The 17088-nt window shown below is 58.5% G+C and carries 14 protein-coding genes; 7 read left to right on the top strand and 7 right to left on the bottom strand.

From position 1 onward, the window contains the following. Nucleotides 1–220: 220 nt before the first annotated feature. The 3 genes from Enr13x_RS19800 (at nt 221) to Enr13x_RS19790 (ending at nt 2674) form a co-directional block, all read left to right on the top strand. Nucleotides 221–1345, top strand: coding sequence for a hypothetical protein (locus Enr13x_RS19800; RefSeq protein ID WP_231743656.1), 1125 nt, complete (start codon nt 221–223; stop codon nt 1343–1345). Nucleotides 1346–2002: 657 nt separating this feature from the next. Continuing rightward, on the top strand, nt 2003–2401 hold the full coding sequence (locus tag Enr13x_RS19795; protein WP_145388663.1) for an HU family DNA-binding protein: 399 nt from the start codon (nt 2003–2005) through the stop codon (nt 2399–2401). Nucleotides 2402–2455: 54 nt separating this feature from the next. After that, a complete protein-coding gene (locus tag Enr13x_RS19790; protein ID WP_095740768.1) occupies nt 2456–2674 on the top strand; it encodes a hypothetical protein in 219 nt (72 codons plus the stop codon). 448 nt (nt 2675–3122) lie between these two features. On the opposite strand, the gene Enr13x_RS19785 is transcribed toward Enr13x_RS19790, so the two are convergent. The 7 genes from Enr13x_RS19785 to Enr13x_RS19755 all read right to left on the bottom strand — a co-directional run bounded on the left by Enr13x_RS19785 (nt 3123) and on the right by Enr13x_RS19755 (nt 12145). Further along, nucleotides 3123–4766 (bottom strand): flagellar hook protein FlgE, encoded by a 1644-nt coding sequence (locus Enr13x_RS19785; RefSeq protein WP_145388662.1) that lies wholly within the window; start codon nt 4764–4766, stop codon nt 3123–3125. 152 nt (nt 4767–4918) lie between these two features. Beyond that, entirely contained in the window at nt 4919–5284 is a 366-nt protein-coding gene (locus Enr13x_RS19780) for a flagellar hook capping FlgD N-terminal domain-containing protein (RefSeq protein WP_145388661.1), read from the bottom strand. 10 nt (nt 5285–5294) lie between these two features. Continuing rightward, entirely contained in the window at nt 5295–7241 is a 1947-nt protein-coding gene (locus tag Enr13x_RS19775; protein ID WP_145388660.1) for a flagellar hook-length control protein FliK, read from the bottom strand. A gap of 194 nt (nt 7242–7435) precedes the next feature. Then, the gene (locus tag Enr13x_RS19770) at nt 7436–8455 is read right to left on the bottom strand and encodes a sigma-54 interaction domain-containing protein (RefSeq protein ID WP_145388659.1); all 1020 of its coding nucleotides are present in this window, start codon (nt 8453–8455) and stop codon (nt 7436–7438) included. A gap of 36 nt (nt 8456–8491) precedes the next feature. After that, nucleotides 8492–8878, bottom strand: a complete 387-nt coding sequence (locus tag Enr13x_RS19765) for a hypothetical protein (protein ID WP_145388658.1) — start codon at nt 8876–8878, stop codon at nt 8492–8494. Beyond that, entirely contained in the window at nt 8865–9902 is a 1038-nt protein-coding gene (locus tag Enr13x_RS19760; RefSeq protein WP_145388657.1) for a tetratricopeptide repeat protein, read from the bottom strand. The genes Enr13x_RS19765 and Enr13x_RS19760 overlap by 14 nt, the downstream gene beginning before the upstream one ends. Next, a complete protein-coding gene (locus Enr13x_RS19755; RefSeq protein ID WP_145388656.1) occupies nt 9899–12145 on the bottom strand; it encodes a tetratricopeptide repeat protein in 2247 nt (748 codons plus the stop codon). Before Enr13x_RS19755 ends, Enr13x_RS19760 begins: the two co-directional genes overlap by 4 nt. Before the next feature lie 211 nt (nt 12146–12356). Here Enr13x_RS19755 and Enr13x_RS19750 point away from each other — a divergent pair, with 211 nt between their 5' ends. The 4 genes from Enr13x_RS19750 to Enr13x_RS19735 all read left to right on the top strand — a co-directional run bounded on the left by Enr13x_RS19750 (nt 12357) and on the right by Enr13x_RS19735 (nt 17064). Beyond that, nucleotides 12357–12650, top strand: coding sequence for a flagellar biosynthesis anti-sigma factor FlgM (locus Enr13x_RS19750; protein WP_145388655.1), 294 nt, complete (start codon nt 12357–12359; stop codon nt 12648–12650). A 95-nt stretch (nt 12651–12745) separates the two neighbouring features. Further along, nucleotides 12746–14158, top strand: a complete 1413-nt coding sequence (locus tag Enr13x_RS19745; RefSeq protein ID WP_145388654.1) for a flagellin N-terminal helical domain-containing protein — start codon at nt 12746–12748, stop codon at nt 14156–14158. 464 nt (nt 14159–14622) lie between these two features. Next, nucleotides 14623–16617: a flagellar filament capping protein FliD gene (gene fliD / locus Enr13x_RS19740; RefSeq protein WP_145388653.1), complete on the top strand. Its 1995-nt coding sequence runs from the start codon at nt 14623–14625 to the stop codon at nt 16615–16617. 36 nt (nt 16618–16653) lie between these two features. Then, nucleotides 16654–17064: a flagellar export chaperone FliS gene (locus tag Enr13x_RS19735; protein ID WP_145388652.1), complete on the top strand. Its 411-nt coding sequence runs from the start codon at nt 16654–16656 to the stop codon at nt 17062–17064. Nucleotides 17065–17088 lie beyond the last annotated feature (24 nt).

The following is a 17088-nucleotide window of genomic DNA, read 5'->3' as shown; positions in this document are numbered from 1 at the left end:
GGGATCTGCTGAGTCAATGGTGAGCCGCTGGCCGTACGGCCTCGGGCGGGCGCCAGAATGCCCGGCCGCTTACGCGTCGCGGCTCACGAAATCGACAGCCCGGTCAGCGAGCGGCGCGTCGTGCCATCCCCCGCAAAACTCTCTTTCGCCCCCGACATCGGATTTGATACCTAGGGACGAGTTGACGATCTATCGACTCGATATCCAGGGAAACCAACCGATGATGCGTCCCTCCCGACGTTCGTTTGCCGCATTTTGCACCGCCGCCGTTGTCACCGGGCTGTCCGCTGCCCCAGCCCAGGCTGCACCGCCGAGCCTGTTGCGGCTGTTCGGAAAATCCAAACCGATCGACGAAGCCGACTCGTTCGTGCTCACCGAAGAGGATGGCCCCTGGCTCTTGCTCGCGACGACCTTTGTCGGCGAAGACGCCAAAGACCGCGCCCAACGAACCGCCGTCGAAATCCGCAGTGAGCTTCGATTGCCCGCGTTCATCTACAAAGAAGACTTCAATTTCACCGGCACCGCCGGAGAAGACAACGCGACCGGCAGACGGGCCCGCTACGCGAACCCCCACCAATACCAGGCGTATGCCGTTCTGGTCGGCGAATACGACTCGGTCAATCACGAAAGTATCGACGACGACCTTGAACGACTTAAAACGGCCGACCTGGATGTGTTCCGCGATCCCGACGACGTGGCCGCCGAATACAACACGGAATCCCCGGCGTCGATGATCAAGGCATTCGGCGAGCAATTGTTCAAATCGCGTAAAGGCCGCGGACGCAATCCAATGGCGGCCGCCTTCGTCACCCGAAATCCGCTCCTGCCCGAAGGGTTCTTCCAACAACCCGAAGTCGATTCATTCGTCAAACAACTCAACGAAGGCACCGACTACAACCTGCTGGAAGCCGATGGCAAGTTCACCGTCGTGGTCCGAACCTTCAACGCCTGCGGCACGATCCTCGGCGCCAAGAACCAAGACAAGTTCAAGCCGAGCGAAGAGCGGATGGCGAAATTCGCCCGCCAGGCCGACAAAATGGTCAAAGAACTTCGCAAGCAGGGCGAGGAAGCCTACCAGTACCATGACCGCGATCGCTCCGTCGTCACCATCGGAAGCTTTGAATCCCTGGGACGCGAATTGCCCGGCGGCGGGTTTCAGTACGAGCCGGAAATCCGACGGCTGATGCAACAATACAGCGCCCTGAACGCCTCACGCGCCAAACGCGTCCCCGGTCGTCAAGGCGTCGCGGCGAATCACGTCGCCATGATCCCGTTCGACGTCCAGCCGACACCGATCGCGATTCCCAAGGCCAGCAAACGCAGCCTCTACAGCGCCCTGCGATAGGGGCTTTGGCTCTGAAGGTGTTGGCAACGCAGGGAAGACAAGTGGGCTAGGCTTCCAGCCTGTCGACGCTGCAATGACAGGCTGGAAGCCTCTCCCACGCGCTCGCTCCGACACGTCTTTCCTGTGCGGTTCTTAGTAAGACGCGACGCGCTCACGCCCCGTCGAATGAGTGAGCCGCGACGCGTCAGCGGCCGGGCATTCCGGCGCCCGCCCGAGGCCTGACGGCCAGCGGCTCACGATTGACTCGATCAAGCGACAGCCTGCGCGGCATCAATGTCCATGGCATCGACAAGCGACATCTTAGCCAGCGGGCGTCTCACCGACGCCAACGGTTCCCCCCAACATTCCGCCGCGGCAGACCGGTTCGCGTGCCGTCGATGCCCCGGCCCTGCAGTTCTGCTCCCGCTCCGCAGCTCCAGTCGCAACAATATTTCCGGTTATGCGGAATGGTTCAAGAATCCGGCATCGACATGCCGACACTGATACCAAGAGCGGTCTGCTTTGCCAGGAATCCGCCCCCGTTCACATGGGGGCGTTGGCTTGACGACCGACTCCGGCATCCCTATGCTTCGGCCTTTAAGTTGAAAGCTTGCAAAGGGTTACATCATTCGCCCTCAAGCGTTTTTTGGGTCGGCGGAGAGCCAGCAGGAGTCGGGAGTGACCAAGAAAGACATCGTCCGAACGATTTCTGACGAAGTAGGCCTAACGCAACAACAGACGAAGAAGATCGTCCAAAAGACCTTTGATTCGATTATCGAGACGCTTGTCCGCGAGGGTCGAATCGAGCTGAGGAATTTTGGCGTTTTCGAAGTCAAGCCGAGGGCTGCACGCCGTGCGCGTAACCCCCGGACAGGTGATGAGGTGATCGTACCGGAAAAGTACGTCGTCACCTTTAAGCCTGGCAAGTACATGGAGGTCAGGGTTCAAGACGCAGAACTCGACGTTCACCATGACGGACTGTCAGGTGGCGTCGACGACGCAAACGCGAGCCCCCCGGCTTCTCCAACCGATACCACGCCGTCCAACAAGAATACCGGTCGCTGGGACGAAGATTAATCGCTCGTCACAGGGGTCGTGGCCCAACTGAAAACGTTCACGGAGGAACGTCCTATGCGTCGCTTGTTCCAACTCACCATGCTGGCCGTCTGTGTCAGCAGCTCCGTCGGATGCTTTCTTCCGATCTATTCGCCGCGTCCCGAACGCCGTGTCCAGCAATTGCTGTACACCTCTGAAGACATGCGGTCGGTGATCGACGAGTGGGAACGATTCTGGTTCCTTGATTCGCCCAGTCACCTGACCCCGATTCGGACACACGGCGGCATCATGTAGCCGGCCCAAAGGATTGTCCGCAAGAAAAATCCGCACGGCTCTCAGTCTGTTGATTTGGCGAGCCGTGAACCGCGCAAGGACCGTCGGAAGTATGCGTGGCGGGGATTGATTGTGGGATAGGCTTTTAGCCTGTCGTTTTCGCTATGACAGGCTGGAAGCCTATCCCACTTATTCTTCCGGCGGTCCAATGCGGCCGGGCATTTCGGTGCCAGCCCGAGGCCTTACGGCCAGCGGCTCACCATCGACAGCCCGCTCGCGCAGTCCCGCTACGATGTTAGCGGCAGGGCGCGAGCCCTCCGGTCTTTCACGGTATTTCTGAAACGCGACCGGACGGCTCGCGCCGTTCCGCTAACACCCTGAGAGTCAACGGACGTGACATTGCGGCGTCGCAATGTCACGTGCTGACGTACGCGGGCTTCGATCAAACGCCTGCCTGACTAGGCTGCGATTATCGGATGATGTTGGTCAGCTCTTCCAACATTTCGTCCGACACGGTGATCGTCCTTGCGTTGGCCGAAAAACCTCGCTGAGCGACGATCAACTGCGTGAATTCTTGGGCAATGTCCACATTGGATCGTTCCAGCTGGCCCCCCATGATCTGCCCCCGGTTGCCGGACATCCCGGTTCCCAGCGATGCTTCTCCGCTGCTCATGGATTGCTTGAAATAGTTGCTACCCACGGCGTCGAGTGCGTTGGGATTGCTGAACGTGGCGATCGCAAGTTGGGCAAGCGGAATCGCCCGTCCATTGGACGCCAATCCCGTCAACTCACCGGTCGTGGAAACCGCGACGGAAGTCAACGATCCCGGCGGGATCCCGTCTTGCATCTGCGTGATCGAGAAATCCGTCGCAAGATGGCTCAGCCCGGAGAAGTCGAGCGCGATTTCTTGTGGTGCGGTGATCCCGTTGAATTGAATTTCGATGTTCGCGTCCCCCGCTCCGGTCAACCCCGCCAGCCCATAGCTGCCGTCTTCGTTGAACGTCAGATTCAACACCGAATTATCGATCAACACGCCGGATTCGGCGCGGATGTCGGCGGTCACCGACCAGGTATTGGCAGTCTCTTTCAAGAAGTCAAAATTGATCCGGTGGCTTTCGCCTCGCACGTCAAACACTTCCATCGACAACTCGAACGTGTCGCCGTTGCTACCCTGGGTGCTGAGGAACATCGAGTTGGCGGAGAAGCTTGATCCGCCCACGTTGCCGGACGCATCGCGGAGCAACAGGCTGAGATAGCCCTCGCCGGTCGTATCCGCAGTGACTGACAGCGTCCCATCGGCGGCCAAAGCAGCCGTCGCGCCGGTCAGTGCACCGTTGAGCGAGTCGACCAGATCTTGCAGCGTCGCGGTTTCCGCGTTCATGTTCACGGCGAACGGCGTACCGTCGGGGTTGGTTCCAGAAATCTCAATGACGTCACCGGCGACGTAGTCATCGGTGTTGATCGTCAAATCATTCAGCAACGTTGTTCCGTCGGCCACACCGCCAGCGGTCGAAAATCCCGTGAAGGACTGCAACACCTCTGCCACCGGTGGCGAAGAACTCGACGGCAGGTTGCCGGTAAAGTTGACCATGCTGCTTGCTTCACCAGCGATCGGCGCCCCGATCGGGACGTTGATGTAACTCTCGCCGATATCCTGGAACGCGACACCGCCGTCGGCACCTTCGCCGACGTCCCCCATACGCTGCACCAAAAACCCGGTCGCCGGGTCGACCAGACGGCCGTTGGAGTCCAGCGAGAATGCCCCGGCGCGCGAGTACACATTGTCATTGGCCTGACCGCCCAGCGTAAAGAAGCCTTCGCCCTGGATCGCGAAGTCAAAAATCTGTGATGTCGATTCCAAGGTCCCCTGAGTGAAGCTTCGCGTGATCTGCGCCGTCTGGACCCCCGTTCCGATCGCTTGCGGGTTGATCCCGCCGCTGTCCTCGGTGGCCGCCGACGCACCCCGAGCGACGTTGTACATCAAGTCACTGAACACAGCCGACTGGGACTTGAATCCCACGGTGTTCATGTTGGCCAGGTTGTTGGCGACGACGTCAAGTTTTTGTTGGTGGGTGCGGAGTCCGGTGATGCCGGTCATCAAAGATCTAGACATAAGTTGCCCCTAGAAATGGTAGATGGTTGGTTGGAAATGGAATGAAAGAGAATGAGAAAGAGGTGTTGGATCCTGCGAGTGGGATAGGCTTCCAGCCTGTCATTGCGACATCGACAGGCTGAAAGCCTATCCCACCCGTTTTCCGTTGGTTGCTAAGCGGCCTCGGCCACCCGTGCGATTTGATCGAGGGAGACGGTTTGACCATCGACGAGCACCTGAATGGAGTCATCGATATTGAAGACGTCGGTCGCGACTCCAGACTTGATCGAACCCGATGCTTCATCGAGGTAGTCGACCGACTTGCCGATCAAGTTGACGCCCTGCGTCAGTTCCTGCAGCTGCATGTACTGATTGAACGATGCATTCAGGTTTTCGATCCCTTCCAGGATAGAAAACTGTGTCAAGTCATTGATCAACCCTTCCTGGTCCACCGGGTCCACCGGATCCTGGTGCTGTAGCTGAACGGTCAATAACTGAAAGTAGTCGATTGAAGCGGTTTGCGAGTTGATTCCTTCCATCTGTCTCTCCTTATGCCACGATGTTGATGCCGCCACCGGATACCGATGCTCGGCTCACCTGGGACTGCGTTTCTGATTTTGATTGGTAGCGATGCTCGGCGGGCGGTTGCCGACCCTCCGATTCTGTCGACGATTGATCTTCGAATGAAATGTTGACCTCGGATGAATCAAACCCGAGGTCGGATAGGGCCTCCATCAATTGGTCGCGGTGACCGGCCAATAACTCGCTGGTCACAAACTCGGTTGCGATGATTTGTGTTTCGATCGATTGATCGGACTGGGTGACCTGAATCTTCAGTGTTCCCAGTTCAGCCGGATGAATCTCGACGCGGACGGTCTGGCCTTCAAGCTGCAGACTCGCTTGCATCGCATCCTTGATCACTTCGGCCGTCTTTTTGACGGCTTCCGGCGATGCCGGAGACTGCGCGATGAACTCTTCCAACGAAAGCGTCTCCAGGATCTCCTGGTCGGCACTCACATCGGACGCCGCATCGAATGAAGCATCGATCGGCAGGATCGTGGGCTGTTCGTTCGCCTCCGGGACCACATCGTTCGGATCGCCCGAAATAGACGCGTCAAACGAATCATCGCGCCGTGATTGCTGGCCGCCAAGCTCCGGCTGACCGCCAGAATCGGACGGCGCGGGCTCGAGGGCTTCCGGGTCGACCGACAGATCGCCCGACTCTTCCACATCCGGTGACTCTAAATCTGCGACCGACTCTTTCGCAACCGGTTGGATCGCCCCCGAGACGGCAGCGTTTTCATCGACCGCCCCAACTGCCGAATCGGATACCGACCCCGGCGCCAGCGGTTGTGGTGTGTCTTGTCCGGCGAGATCTGCCGTGACCGCATCGTCGACCGCCGAGTCGGCATCGGTTGCCCCGCCCCGTTCGTCCGATGCGATTTCGTTGTCGAAACGATCGGCCACATCCGAACCTGAGTGGATGGCCTCGCTTGGCGCGACAACCTGTTCCGTCGAAGCCGCGCCGGCAAGTGAGCCGCTTGATTGGGAAAGCCCTCCGGCATCCACCGAATCTTCAACTGCGACGGTTTGCGGCCATGAGCCCTCGGAAGCCCCGCTGATCGGAACCGCAACATCGGCCAACCCGCCCGACTCCGCGCGAACTGACTCCAAGCCTTTTTCCGGCAACTCGCCGTCGGCGGCCTGCACCGGTTCCTCCTCAACCCGATCACCCGTCAGCGGCCTGGCCCCTGTTTCGGCGCTCTCACTGTCTGTGTTGGCCGAAACGAAATCATCCGGTGTCCGAGATTGCTCAGCCGGCTGATTCGGCCCCGCGTTTCCGCCGGCGTCCAACGGTATGCCCGCCGCCACGGCCACGACTTCAGCATTGCCAGCCGAATCGGAGACGGTTGTGTCGTCCTGATCAACCGACGGGAGCTCGACATCGGATGAGACCGCATCGTCCGGAGATTCCGCTTCATTGACGGGCACTCCATCGGCCGGCGTCTCAAGCTCAGCATTCGCATCGGCCGAGGAGACGGAATCGATGTGGGCGAGTGTTGCGTCGTCACGCACGACCGGCGACACTCCGTCGTCCTTTCCCCATTGCTGCGACAGCAATGGGTCCACTGGAATGGCCATCGCATCGCTTTGGGAGCTGGCGTCGCCTGCCACGTCCGCCGAAACCTGCGATCTCGTGTCGATTGCCAGGCTCGCCGGTGCCCACTCGGCGTCTTGCCACGTTGAAGACTCCCCATCACCGTCCGCTGCCTGGGTCACGACAAGCTCGGTGGTGGACGCAGCCGCAGCGTTCCCCGCTGCAACCGCAGACGCCTCCACTTGTGCGTCCAGGTCATCGATTGCCAGCAGCTTCTTTGCGACCGACTCGAACGACTCAGACGCCTCGGCTGCACCCGCCGACTTGCCCTTCGATTGAGTAGACGCCGTGTCGGAGCAAGACGCCGTGCAAGGGAAATCGAAAAAGAGGTTTGCCATTTTTTCCTCGAAGTGAGTTTCAGTCCGCAGACACGTCGGCGGAACACTTGGCAAACGCTGTGCCAAACTCGTCAGAGGCTCAAAATGGCTTACTTATCGACGGGTCATTTACGCAGAATGATCAACCGTCATTTCTAAAAATCTCTCAAGTCGCCGGCACGGCAAATCCTGCAGCGCCGGAGGCAATTGTTTCCTCAGGCGGCCTTGCGATCGTCGCCCGAACTCTCGCGATATCGCTTGATTTTATTGGTCAACGTCCGCGGCGAGACCCCCAGTTTTTCCGCGACCAACCGCCGATTGCCGAACCGATCGATGGCGGCGGTAATGATCTGTCGTTCGACGTCTTCCAAATGCGTGTGCAACCAACGCTCCGGCAACGGTTCGTGCGGTTCAGATCCGTCTTGAACACCGTCTGGAACTTGAGCACCGTCTGGAACACCGCCGCCGTTTCGCTGCTCAGCGGAGTCGGCACTCTCGGGCAGCCCCAGATGCTCGACACTGATCCGAGGACTGTCCGACAACACGCAAGCCCGGTGAATCACGTTGCGTAGCTCGCGGACATTCCCCGGCCAATCGTGACGAGCCAGCGCTTTCATCGCAGCCGAATTCAGGCCTTCGATTTCCACGTCGCCTTCGTTTTTAAACTGCCCGATGAAGTGCATCGCCAGGGGCGGAATATCACCGATGCGATCACGCAGAGGCGGAATCACAATTTCAATCACGTTGATGCGGTGAAACAAATCCAACCGAAAGTTGCCGTCTTCGATCTCGCGTTGGAGATCTCGGTTGGACGCCGCGATGATCCGCACATCGTGGTCGATCGGCGTGCTATTACCGACACGCTCGAACCGCTTCGATTCCAGCACACGTAACAATTTCGCTTGTGATGCGATCGGGATCTCGCTGACCTCATCGAGCATCAGCGTGCCGTCGTTGGCCAACTCGAACCGTCCTTGCCGCGCCGCGACGGCACCTGAAAAAGCGCCCTTTTCATGCCCAAAGAGTTCACTTTCGAGCAGATTCTCTGGCAGCGCGGCGCAATTGACCGTCACCATGGCCTTGGACGACCTGGGACTGGAGTGATGGATCAGTTCGGCAAACAGTTCTTTGCCGGTACCGCTTTCGCCGGTCAGCAATACCGGGGCACTCGAACGCCCCGCTCGTTGAGCGAACTTGATCAGCTGTTTGATTTTTGGTGATTGAGTGATAATCATCCTAAAGACGCCTGGCTACGGGTCCCAAAGGTCGCGTCAGGCGTGATGGTTCCCCCGATAGGCGTTTTGCATCTGCACCGCGCGGACACTCCCTTGAATCTTGGGAAACAACCGCCGCAGCGAGTCAACCGATGCCTTCTCCAGACCGGCCAACTTCGGCATCAACGATTTCACCACGTCGATCGTCTCGTCCGTCAAGACCTTGATCTGACCGCTGGCCTGCTCATGTTCGTCTTGATAACGCTGGCGAAGCGGTCGCAAAAGATCCTCGGTCTGCTTGATTTGCTTCATTTGCTCATTGATCGACTCGACACCACGTCCGGGCTCGCGTTCAATCGTCTCAATGATCTCGCTGAGACTTTCGTACTGTTGCTTGAGCTGGATTGTGTACTCGATCAGCGTCTGTTCTTCATGGGCTAACATATTTTTCTGACCTTTCGAGGAGGGCATCAAAGTCTGTCGACACGCGACTAAATTTCACCTGCGTTCCGTCTGAGGCTTCGGAATACTTGAGCCACCACTGGGCTGCCTTGACGGGATAATCCGTCGATTCTTCATTGGCGATCTCACGCAGCGTTCCCTGGGCTTTCTCAAACTGACCGAGCTTGCGCTGGCACAGTGCGATCAACAGATCCAGCCAGGTGCGGTCGGACTGGGAAAGCCCATCCACCGAAACGGAACGAAACGCCTTGAGCGCCGATTCATAGTTGCCGGTGCGGTACAGGCTCTCCCCCAACGCCATCGCATTGACCGGATTGGGCAGGATCCGCTCGGCAGCCACTTCCGTTTCGGCCGTCGCTTCTTCAGCGGCCTCTTTTACCGGAGCCGCACTGTCCAAGCTGTCATCAATCGACGACATCGCTTGGCTAGAATTTTCGGCCGACCCGGGAAGACGAACCGGATTGCTTTGAAGCACGTCGCCGTCGGGCACGGACAGCGTGGGCGCTGCGGTCCCGCCTGGAATGCCGGACGCTTGTTCTGTCGGCGCCGCCATCATCCGGTCGCGACGAAGCCGCTGCAAAATTCGAATCCGCTCGCGGATCTCCGACAAACTTCTGGTCGATCGACCTGCAGCCTGCCCCGGCGCGTCGTTGGTCACGTCACGATCGCCGCCGCCGGTGCCGCTGCCGGTGCCGCTGCCGGTACCAGGAATCCAATCACTTGGACGGCCCGGTTGAGGCGATTGCTCAAGTGCGGATTGGCGTTCCAGCCGCGCCTCTTGTGTCGTTTTGATCAAGGCGTCGAGCTGATCTTGCACGCCCTGGTTGCTTGCCGAATTACCGCCCATGATCGAACGCAGCGACGGCGCGTCTTCGGCGGTCGTCTGGCCGAACAACGGACCGACTAGCCCGAACACGGCGACGAAAGGAAACACCCACAAACATTTACCGGATACTTTTGCAATCAACGTGACGCAGCCTATTGATGGTTGTGTTCGAACTTTCATGGCGACACCGCCGCTTCACCGTCTGTCTCGGGCGCCGTCCCCTCCGACTTGGGCAGCAGCCCCGCAAAGCACAAGGCCGCCGCGTAGTGGTCGCCCGATCGTTGCAGCGTTTCACCGAGCTTCTCCAGCGCGCTCGATTGAATGCCTTGATCGAGATTCATCCCCAAGAGACGCCGACAGATGGTTTCACTTTGTTCCAGATTCCCCAGGTCCAACTGAACCGACGCGTGCAGGTACAACACCTTGGGCAAGAGCCCCGCCGAAACCGTCCCGAACGATTCAATCGTTTCGTTCGCCTTGTCCAACGCCTGCGAAGCGTAATACATCTCCGCCAACTGCAGCCGAATCCGCTCGTTCCAATAGCCGGCCGGCGCAATGTCCAATGCTTCGCTCAAACGATCGATCGCTTTGGATCGCAACCCGACCGCCGAGTAGGCTTTGGAAACGATCAACGCGTCGGCAAACGAAGCGACGTCATCCGGCTGGAGCGCCGCCAACGCCAACACCACTCGCTGCCCTTCATCCTGCAACCCCAGCGTCGGCCCGACATGTTGAAACCTGGCGAACGACGAAAACACACTGGCCAAACGACCCAATGACTCTCCGGCCAAATCCGCCGACGCATCAAACAGAACGGCGTTCGCGGAATACGGATCCCCCGTCAACAAGTAGGCCTTCGCAAGAGTCATCGCGGTACGCGCAAACACCGCCGGCTCAGCGGCCCGACGCAACCCTCGCGAGGCCGCCGTGATCGACTTCTCCAACTGACCAAACTCCAACTCCAAGTCCGCGATCATCGCGTAAACCTGCGCCTGAAGCTTTGCCGACAACGTCTGATCGAGCGCCATGTAGCTGGAATGCAACGCATTGAGTTTTTCGCCGCGGACAAGGGAAAGCGATGCCTCATTGAAATACAACTGGGCGCTCAACTCATCGGCCGGGTCGAGATCCCGGGCCGATCGATATTTCTCCACCGCGACGTCCCAACCACCCGACAGCCGAGCGTTGTTGCCATCGTTCATGATCGCCGCGGCCGTACGCTCGACACTGCTCTTAAACTCCAACTGAACCTGCAACAATGTCCGTTGCGTGCGAGCCAAATCAAACGAGGCCAAGTCTTTCGATGTCAACTCATCACGCGCCATGATCGTCAACACGCCCTCGGACTGACTCCAAGCCAACGACAACGGCTCCAGCGTGTGATCCAATAACATCGAGACCGGCATCACGGGCGAATCAACATCCGCCAGACGGCCCACCAACGCCGACTTGGCCTGCTCGGTCACTTCCACCTGCAACCCGGCCAGACGCTGCAGCTCGGAAATCAGCTCCAACACCGAGATGCCTTCCAGGTGAGCTTGAACAAGCATCAGCGACACGCCGCCGTCGTAGTCCTGAAGCAATTTCAAACCTGACGCAGGATTGGCCGGCGGATCGGCAGGCGACTCGAAATCGGCCAGCTCAAGGATCGGCTCCACCATCACCGGGCACCAGTGGTACTCCATCGGCTCTTTCCTCAGGGCCTCGACCACCACTTCGCTGGCAAGCAGTCGTCTTTGCAGACAGTCGGCCAATTGATGAATAATCGACTGACGAATGATCTCCGGATGGCCTTCGTGGGAATAGACCAAAAACAACTCACCCAACAGCGCGATCGCTTCGCCCAACTGACCTTCGCGCTCCCACAGCCGAGCCAACCCCAACAGACTGACCAACTGTTGGGCAGAGCCTTTCTTCGCGACCCGGATGGCACTGTGGTAATGCTTCTCGGCTTGCTCATGCAAACCCGCCAACTCGGACGCCAAACCCAATCGAATCAGCACGGCGCAGTCGACCGGCAGATTGGCTTGCTGCCACAGTTTGCTGTAGTGCTTGACGGCACCGATCGAATTCCCGCCGAGCAACAGTCGGTCGCCCAGCTCGAGAACGCCGAAGTCGATCGGCTGACTGCGCTGCGACGTCGGACCGGCATCATTCCAGATCCCCGAGACGGTTCCGGGATCGGCCAGCACACCCTGAGGGTCCTCCCTCACGACGGCTTCCGCATCTCCCGTTGCCCCGATTTCTTCGCTGCCCAGCGGCTCGGCGGCGACGTCGCCGCCACCCTCGACGGCCGGGGCCGGCTCCAGGGCGACCGGCGACTCGACGTCCACGTCGGGCTCCGACGGCCAATTGTAGACCAGTCCGCCGACCGCACCGATCGCCAGAAACACTGAAATCCACAAGACTTCCGCTCGAAACACCGTGTTGCATCCTGCATGAGACGTTGCCCGCATCAACGTGACGGGGCATTGAAAAGCGATGGATCTGGCGCATTCCGGACATGCGCTATTGTCCCTTCATTCGCTACGACTGTATCGACTAAAAAAGCTTTGCGGCTTGAAGAATTTATACGCAAGTTCGCCGCCGGCCTCTCGACAACCCATTTCAGTCACCCATTGCGGAGAGAGAAACATGAGAATCAACCCCATTGGAAATTCGCAGCCCGCTCAATACAAGCGGCTCGATTCCCAGTCGACGGCCCAGCAGAGTGAGACGCCATCGCCGACCCAGGCTTCGGCGCCTCAATCTTCGGCGGCCTCAACCCCGATTCAACTCGATTCGATCCGCGATTTATCACAGGTCCTCAATCAGTCAGCTGATGTGCGAGAGTCCGTGGTGGAAGCAGTCAAACTGAAAATACAAAGCGGCGAATACCTGACCAAAGAGGCTGCGGTCGATACGGCCAGGTCCATTCTCGACTTGTAATCTTGCGGGGGGTCCTCCTTCAATCGCAAGAGCCACGGATGCACTCATTGTCACGGACGTTTCTTTGAATCCCTAATCCAGAGTTAGCAAGAGAAATGAGCTTAACAATAACCAACAACGTCGGCGCTCTGAATGCCCGCAACAATTTGAACAAATCTTCGAACGCGTTGAACAAGTCGATCGAACGACTGTCGACGGGTTTCAAAGTCAATCGAGGTGCAGACGGTCCTGCGGCTCTGGTGATTTCGGAGAAACAACGTGCTCAAATCGCCGGTCTTCGAACCGCCATCGACAACACCGAAAAGGCTGTGGCCGTCGTCCAAACCGCCGAAGGCGCGTTGAACGAAATCAACAGCATTTTGATCAAAGTTCGCTCGCTGGCTCTGGATTCGGCTAACTCGGGCGTCAACGATGCCGACGCGTTCGCCGCAAACCAAGCGGAAATCGACAACGCGTTGGAAACGATCAATCGAATCTCTGCCAACACCCAATTCGGCGAGAAATCGCTGCTCGACGGAACGGCGGGCGTGACCGGCACGACCGACGACACCGACGTCACGTTCCTCAAGGGCGGCAGCAACACCAGCGATGGAACGTACACCGTCGAGGTGACCACCCAAGGTGAACGAGCCAACATCACCGCCGGTACTTCGCAAACCGGCAACTTGGCCGCCGACGAAGTTCTTTCGGTCAACGGCGTCAGCATCACGTTGAACTCGGGATTGAGCCGTGCCGGCGTGGTCGCCCGAATCAACGAATTCACCGACCAAACCGGTGTCGTCGCCGAAGACGTCTCCGGCGGAACACGGTTGCGATCGATCGAATTCGGCTCCGATGCCGAGATCGAAGTCGTTTCCGATACCGCTGCCGCTACAACGTCCTCGGGCTTCGGCACAACGCTCGATTCCGACCAAGGTGTCAATATCGCTGGTGAAATCGATGGCGTTGCCGCATCCGGCAAAGGGGACACGCTGACCAGTGTCTCCGGTTCATCCAAAGGCACGGTCGTCCGTATCGGCGACCTGGCAACCGATGCGGTGCTGACCGAAGACGGTGCCCAAGGCAACGTCTCGATCCAGAACAACGCCTTGGTGTTCCAAATCGGTGCCAACCAGAACCAAACGGCCCAAATCTCGATCCAATCGGTCAACGCCGACGCCATGGGCGTTGCCGTGACCGGATCGAAGTTCAACAGTTTGAACGAAATCGACGTCACCTCCTTCGACAACGCTCAAGACGCGTTGAAGGTGATCGACGCGTCGATCGACGAACTGTCCAACATGCGAGGCGAACTCGGTGCGTTCCAATCGAACACGCTCGAATCGATCGCCAACAACATGCGGTCGACGCTGGAAAACACCGTGAACGCCGAATCGGTCATTCGCGACACGGACTTTGCCGAAGAAATCTCCAAATTCACCAACAACCAGATTTTGGTGCAAGCGGGGACGTCGGTTCTTTCCAGTGCCAACCAAACGTCGCAATCGGTTCTGTCGCTGCTTCAGTAAGACGGACCAGACTGAGACCCGCCGCCGGGCTTGGAAATCCACCCCTTCCTCTCTCGGCGGTACGCGTCAGCGTGCTCTCCGCGATCGTGCCGCTGTTTCACCAAGCGGTTCGTCCGCGGCGGGCACGCTGACCTTGTTTTTGGCCCTCCGGATACACGTTTCATCGCCGGCATGATCGATGCCGCATGTGAAGCCGTAGCCATCCTCCGGATTGGCAGTGGCGGTTTACCGTCGGATCCGACTTTTGCGCTAACATCCCAATGCACGCGTTCTACGATTCCGATGGAACGATTTGGGGGTGAGATCAGAACGGACTCGTGACGTAATCAACTTGGATGATGTTATCCCGTCAGGGTGCTGAGCTCTTCGGCTGCCAGTCCACAGGGCGACTCGCAGCCTGAGATCCCGCCACTTGACGCCTTGTAAAGCCCACGCGGCTACACCTCGCCACAAGAAGATTGACGATGTTCAATATTGACGGGATCGTTTCTGGATTCGACACCACAAGCATTATCGAAAGTCTGCTCGGGTTCCAGCAATCTCAGATCGATACGTTTAATTCGCGTAAAGCGGAAGTCACCACCAAACAGACGACGTTCAAAGGCATCGAGGCCCAACTCGTCACGTTGCAGTCGTCTTTGGGGCGACTCAACCGCGCGACCAACTCGGTGTTCGATGCGCGGACCGCATCCAGCACCAATGAAGAGGTGGTCACCGCGACCGCAGGCAGCGGTGCCATCGCGTCCAGCTACCAAATCAGCGTCGAGCAACTCGCAACCGCCCACCAAGTCGCCTCGCAAGGGCTGTCTTCGACGACCGAACAAATCGCCACCGGTGACATCACATTCAAGGTCGGTGACCGCGCCGAACAGACGATCAGCATCAACGAAAGTAACAACACGTTGCAAGGGTTCGTCAACACCGTCAATGAACAGGTCGACGATCTAAACGCCAGCGTCATTTTTGACCAGGCGGCCGGTTCGCATCGTATCCTGCTGTCTTCCAAACACACCGGAGCGGATAACACCATCTCGGTCACCAGTGCCCAAGATCCGCTCACCGGCGTGCTTCCGGATTTCTCCGGGCCCGCCGTCCAACCCCCCCTCAACGCGATCGTCAAACTCGGCTCGGGCGTCGGCGCGATCTCGGCGGAATACGATTCAAATACCATCGATGGCCTGATCGAAAACGTCACGCTCGAACTCAACAAAGCGGACCCGGGCAGCGTCATCAACATCGAAATCGATACGGATACAGAATCCGCCAAAGAGGCGGTCCAAGGATTCGTGGACAATTTCAATGCCATCGTCGAATTCATCGATTCACAATCGCAATACAATCCCGACACCGAAGTCGCAAACCCGCTGCTGGGCGATCGCTCGGCCAGCACGATCAAGAATAAACTGCTGACGATCGTTTCCGAATCCGTCCCCGGTTCCGGGCTGGCACGACTGAGTGAAATCGGTATCGATCTGAATCTGCAGGGCAAGCTGGCCATCGATTCGGCGAAACTGGACCAGGCGCTCAATGGTGAACTCGATGACGTCGATGCCGGCGACATCCGCAACCTGTTCGGGCTGAACGGTTCCTCGACCAGCGCAGGCATCCGATTCCTCGGTGGAACAGGACGGACCGAACCCTCCGAAACGCCCTACGAAGTCGATATCACCCAAGCCGCCGAGCGGGCGTTGGTCACCGCGACCAATGCCGCCGCGGCAAGCATCGTCGTCGACGGATCCAACAACAGCTTCGAAATCACCGTCGACAGTGTCGTCAGTGAAACCCTGACGCTCAGCGAAGGAACCTACACCACCGAGGAACTGGCGGCACATCTGCAATCGGTCGTCAACAACTCGTCCACCCTGGGTGTGCACCACGTCGAAGTCAGCGTCGGCAGTGACAACCGATTGAGCATCACGACCGAAGCCTACGGGTCGGCCGCCAATGTCTCCAGTCTCAGCGGTACCGCCGCATCCATTCTCGGATTCGATGGCAGCGAAAACGACGCCGGCCAGGATGTGGCCGGACGATTCCTCGTCAACGGTGTTGAAGAAATTGCCAAAGGAACCGGCCGCATCCTGGCCGGTGATCAGGACAACGAAAACACCGCCGATCTGCGCGTCGAAGTCACCCTCGGTGCCGCCCAAGTGGTGGCCGGCAGCGAGGCTGAACTGACCGTGACTCAAGGCATCACCGGACGACTAAACGATTACATCAGCAGCGTCCTGGATGCCGATACCGGACTTCTGAAAACCGTCAACGAAACCTTCGAGTCGCGGATCGCGTCGATCGACCAATCGATCGAAAAAGTCGAAGAATTGACCGAATCGAAACGCGAGTACCTAATCGCGGAATTCACCGCTCTGGAAAGTATCCTCAACGAACTCCAGACCACCGGAAACTTTATTTCGACTCAGTTGACGTCGCTGGGCAATTTCAGCGGCAATAACAGCAAGTAGCACCTTCACACGACATTTGCGCACAGGGGACAGTGAATGAATCTACTCAAGACCTACCAACGAACGAGCATCAAACGCGGCTGGACACGGGTCGACTTGCTGCTGATGCTCTACGATCGGGCAATCGGCGAACTCGAATCCTGCGAGATTGCCGCCGACTCGGGCGATCAAACGCTGTACTGCAAGCACGAGTTGGCACTGCGTAAAACGATCATGACGATTCACGCCGGGCTTAAGCCCGACGAAGACGAAGTCGCCTTCAACATCGCGCGTCTGCTGCATTTCGTGATGGTCCAGTTTGACGACAAAGACTACGCGAGCGGCAAGAAGGTCCTCGGTCAGATTCGAGACGGCTTCGCCCAAATCGCCGACCAAGCCAACGAGATGGAGCGTCAAGGTACGATCCCCGCACTCCCCGAAACCGACACCTTCGAATCCATCGCCTAACCGGGGGTCTGTCCCCACACAACC

Source organism: Stieleria neptunia, assembly GCF_007754155.1.
GTDB lineage: Bacteria > Planctomycetota > Planctomycetia > Pirellulales > Pirellulaceae > Stieleria > Stieleria neptunia.
The sequence above is the reverse complement of the archived record's forward strand: the minus strand, read 5'-3'. Positions and strand labels throughout refer to the sequence as shown.

Coding starts and splice junctions, on each gene's coding strand:
- Enr13x_RS19800 (WP_231743656.1), top strand. CDS start 221: ATGATGCGTCCCTCCCGACGTTCGTTTGCCGCATTTTGCACCGCCGCC.
- Enr13x_RS19790 (WP_095740768.1), top strand. CDS start 2,456: ATGCGTCGCTTGTTCCAACTCACCATGCTGGCCGTCTGTGTCAGCAGC.
- Enr13x_RS19785 (WP_145388662.1), bottom strand. CDS start 4,766: ATGTCTAGATCTTTGATGACCGGCATCACCGGACTCCGCACCCACCAA.
- Enr13x_RS19780 (WP_145388661.1), bottom strand. CDS start 5,284: ATGGAAGGAATCAACTCGCAAACCGCTTCAATCGACTACTTTCAGTTA.
- Enr13x_RS19775 (WP_145388660.1), bottom strand. CDS start 7,241: ATGGCAAACCTCTTTTTCGATTTCCCTTGCACGGCGTCTTGCTCCGAC.
- Enr13x_RS19770 (WP_145388659.1), bottom strand. CDS start 8,455: ATGATTATCACTCAATCACCAAAAATCAAACAGCTGATCAAGTTCGCT.
- Enr13x_RS19765 (WP_145388658.1), bottom strand. CDS start 8,878: ATGTTAGCCCATGAAGAACAGACGCTGATCGAGTACACAATCCAGCTC.
- Enr13x_RS19760 (WP_145388657.1), bottom strand. CDS start 9,902: ATGAAAGTTCGAACACAACCATCAATAGGCTGCGTCACGTTGATTGCA.
- Enr13x_RS19750 (WP_145388655.1), top strand. CDS start 12,357: ATGAGAATCAACCCCATTGGAAATTCGCAGCCCGCTCAATACAAGCGG.
- Enr13x_RS19745 (WP_145388654.1), top strand. CDS start 12,746: ATGAGCTTAACAATAACCAACAACGTCGGCGCTCTGAATGCCCGCAAC.
- fliD (WP_145388653.1), top strand. CDS start 14,623: ATGTTCAATATTGACGGGATCGTTTCTGGATTCGACACCACAAGCATT.
- Enr13x_RS19735 (WP_145388652.1), top strand. CDS start 16,654: ATGAATCTACTCAAGACCTACCAACGAACGAGCATCAAACGCGGCTGG.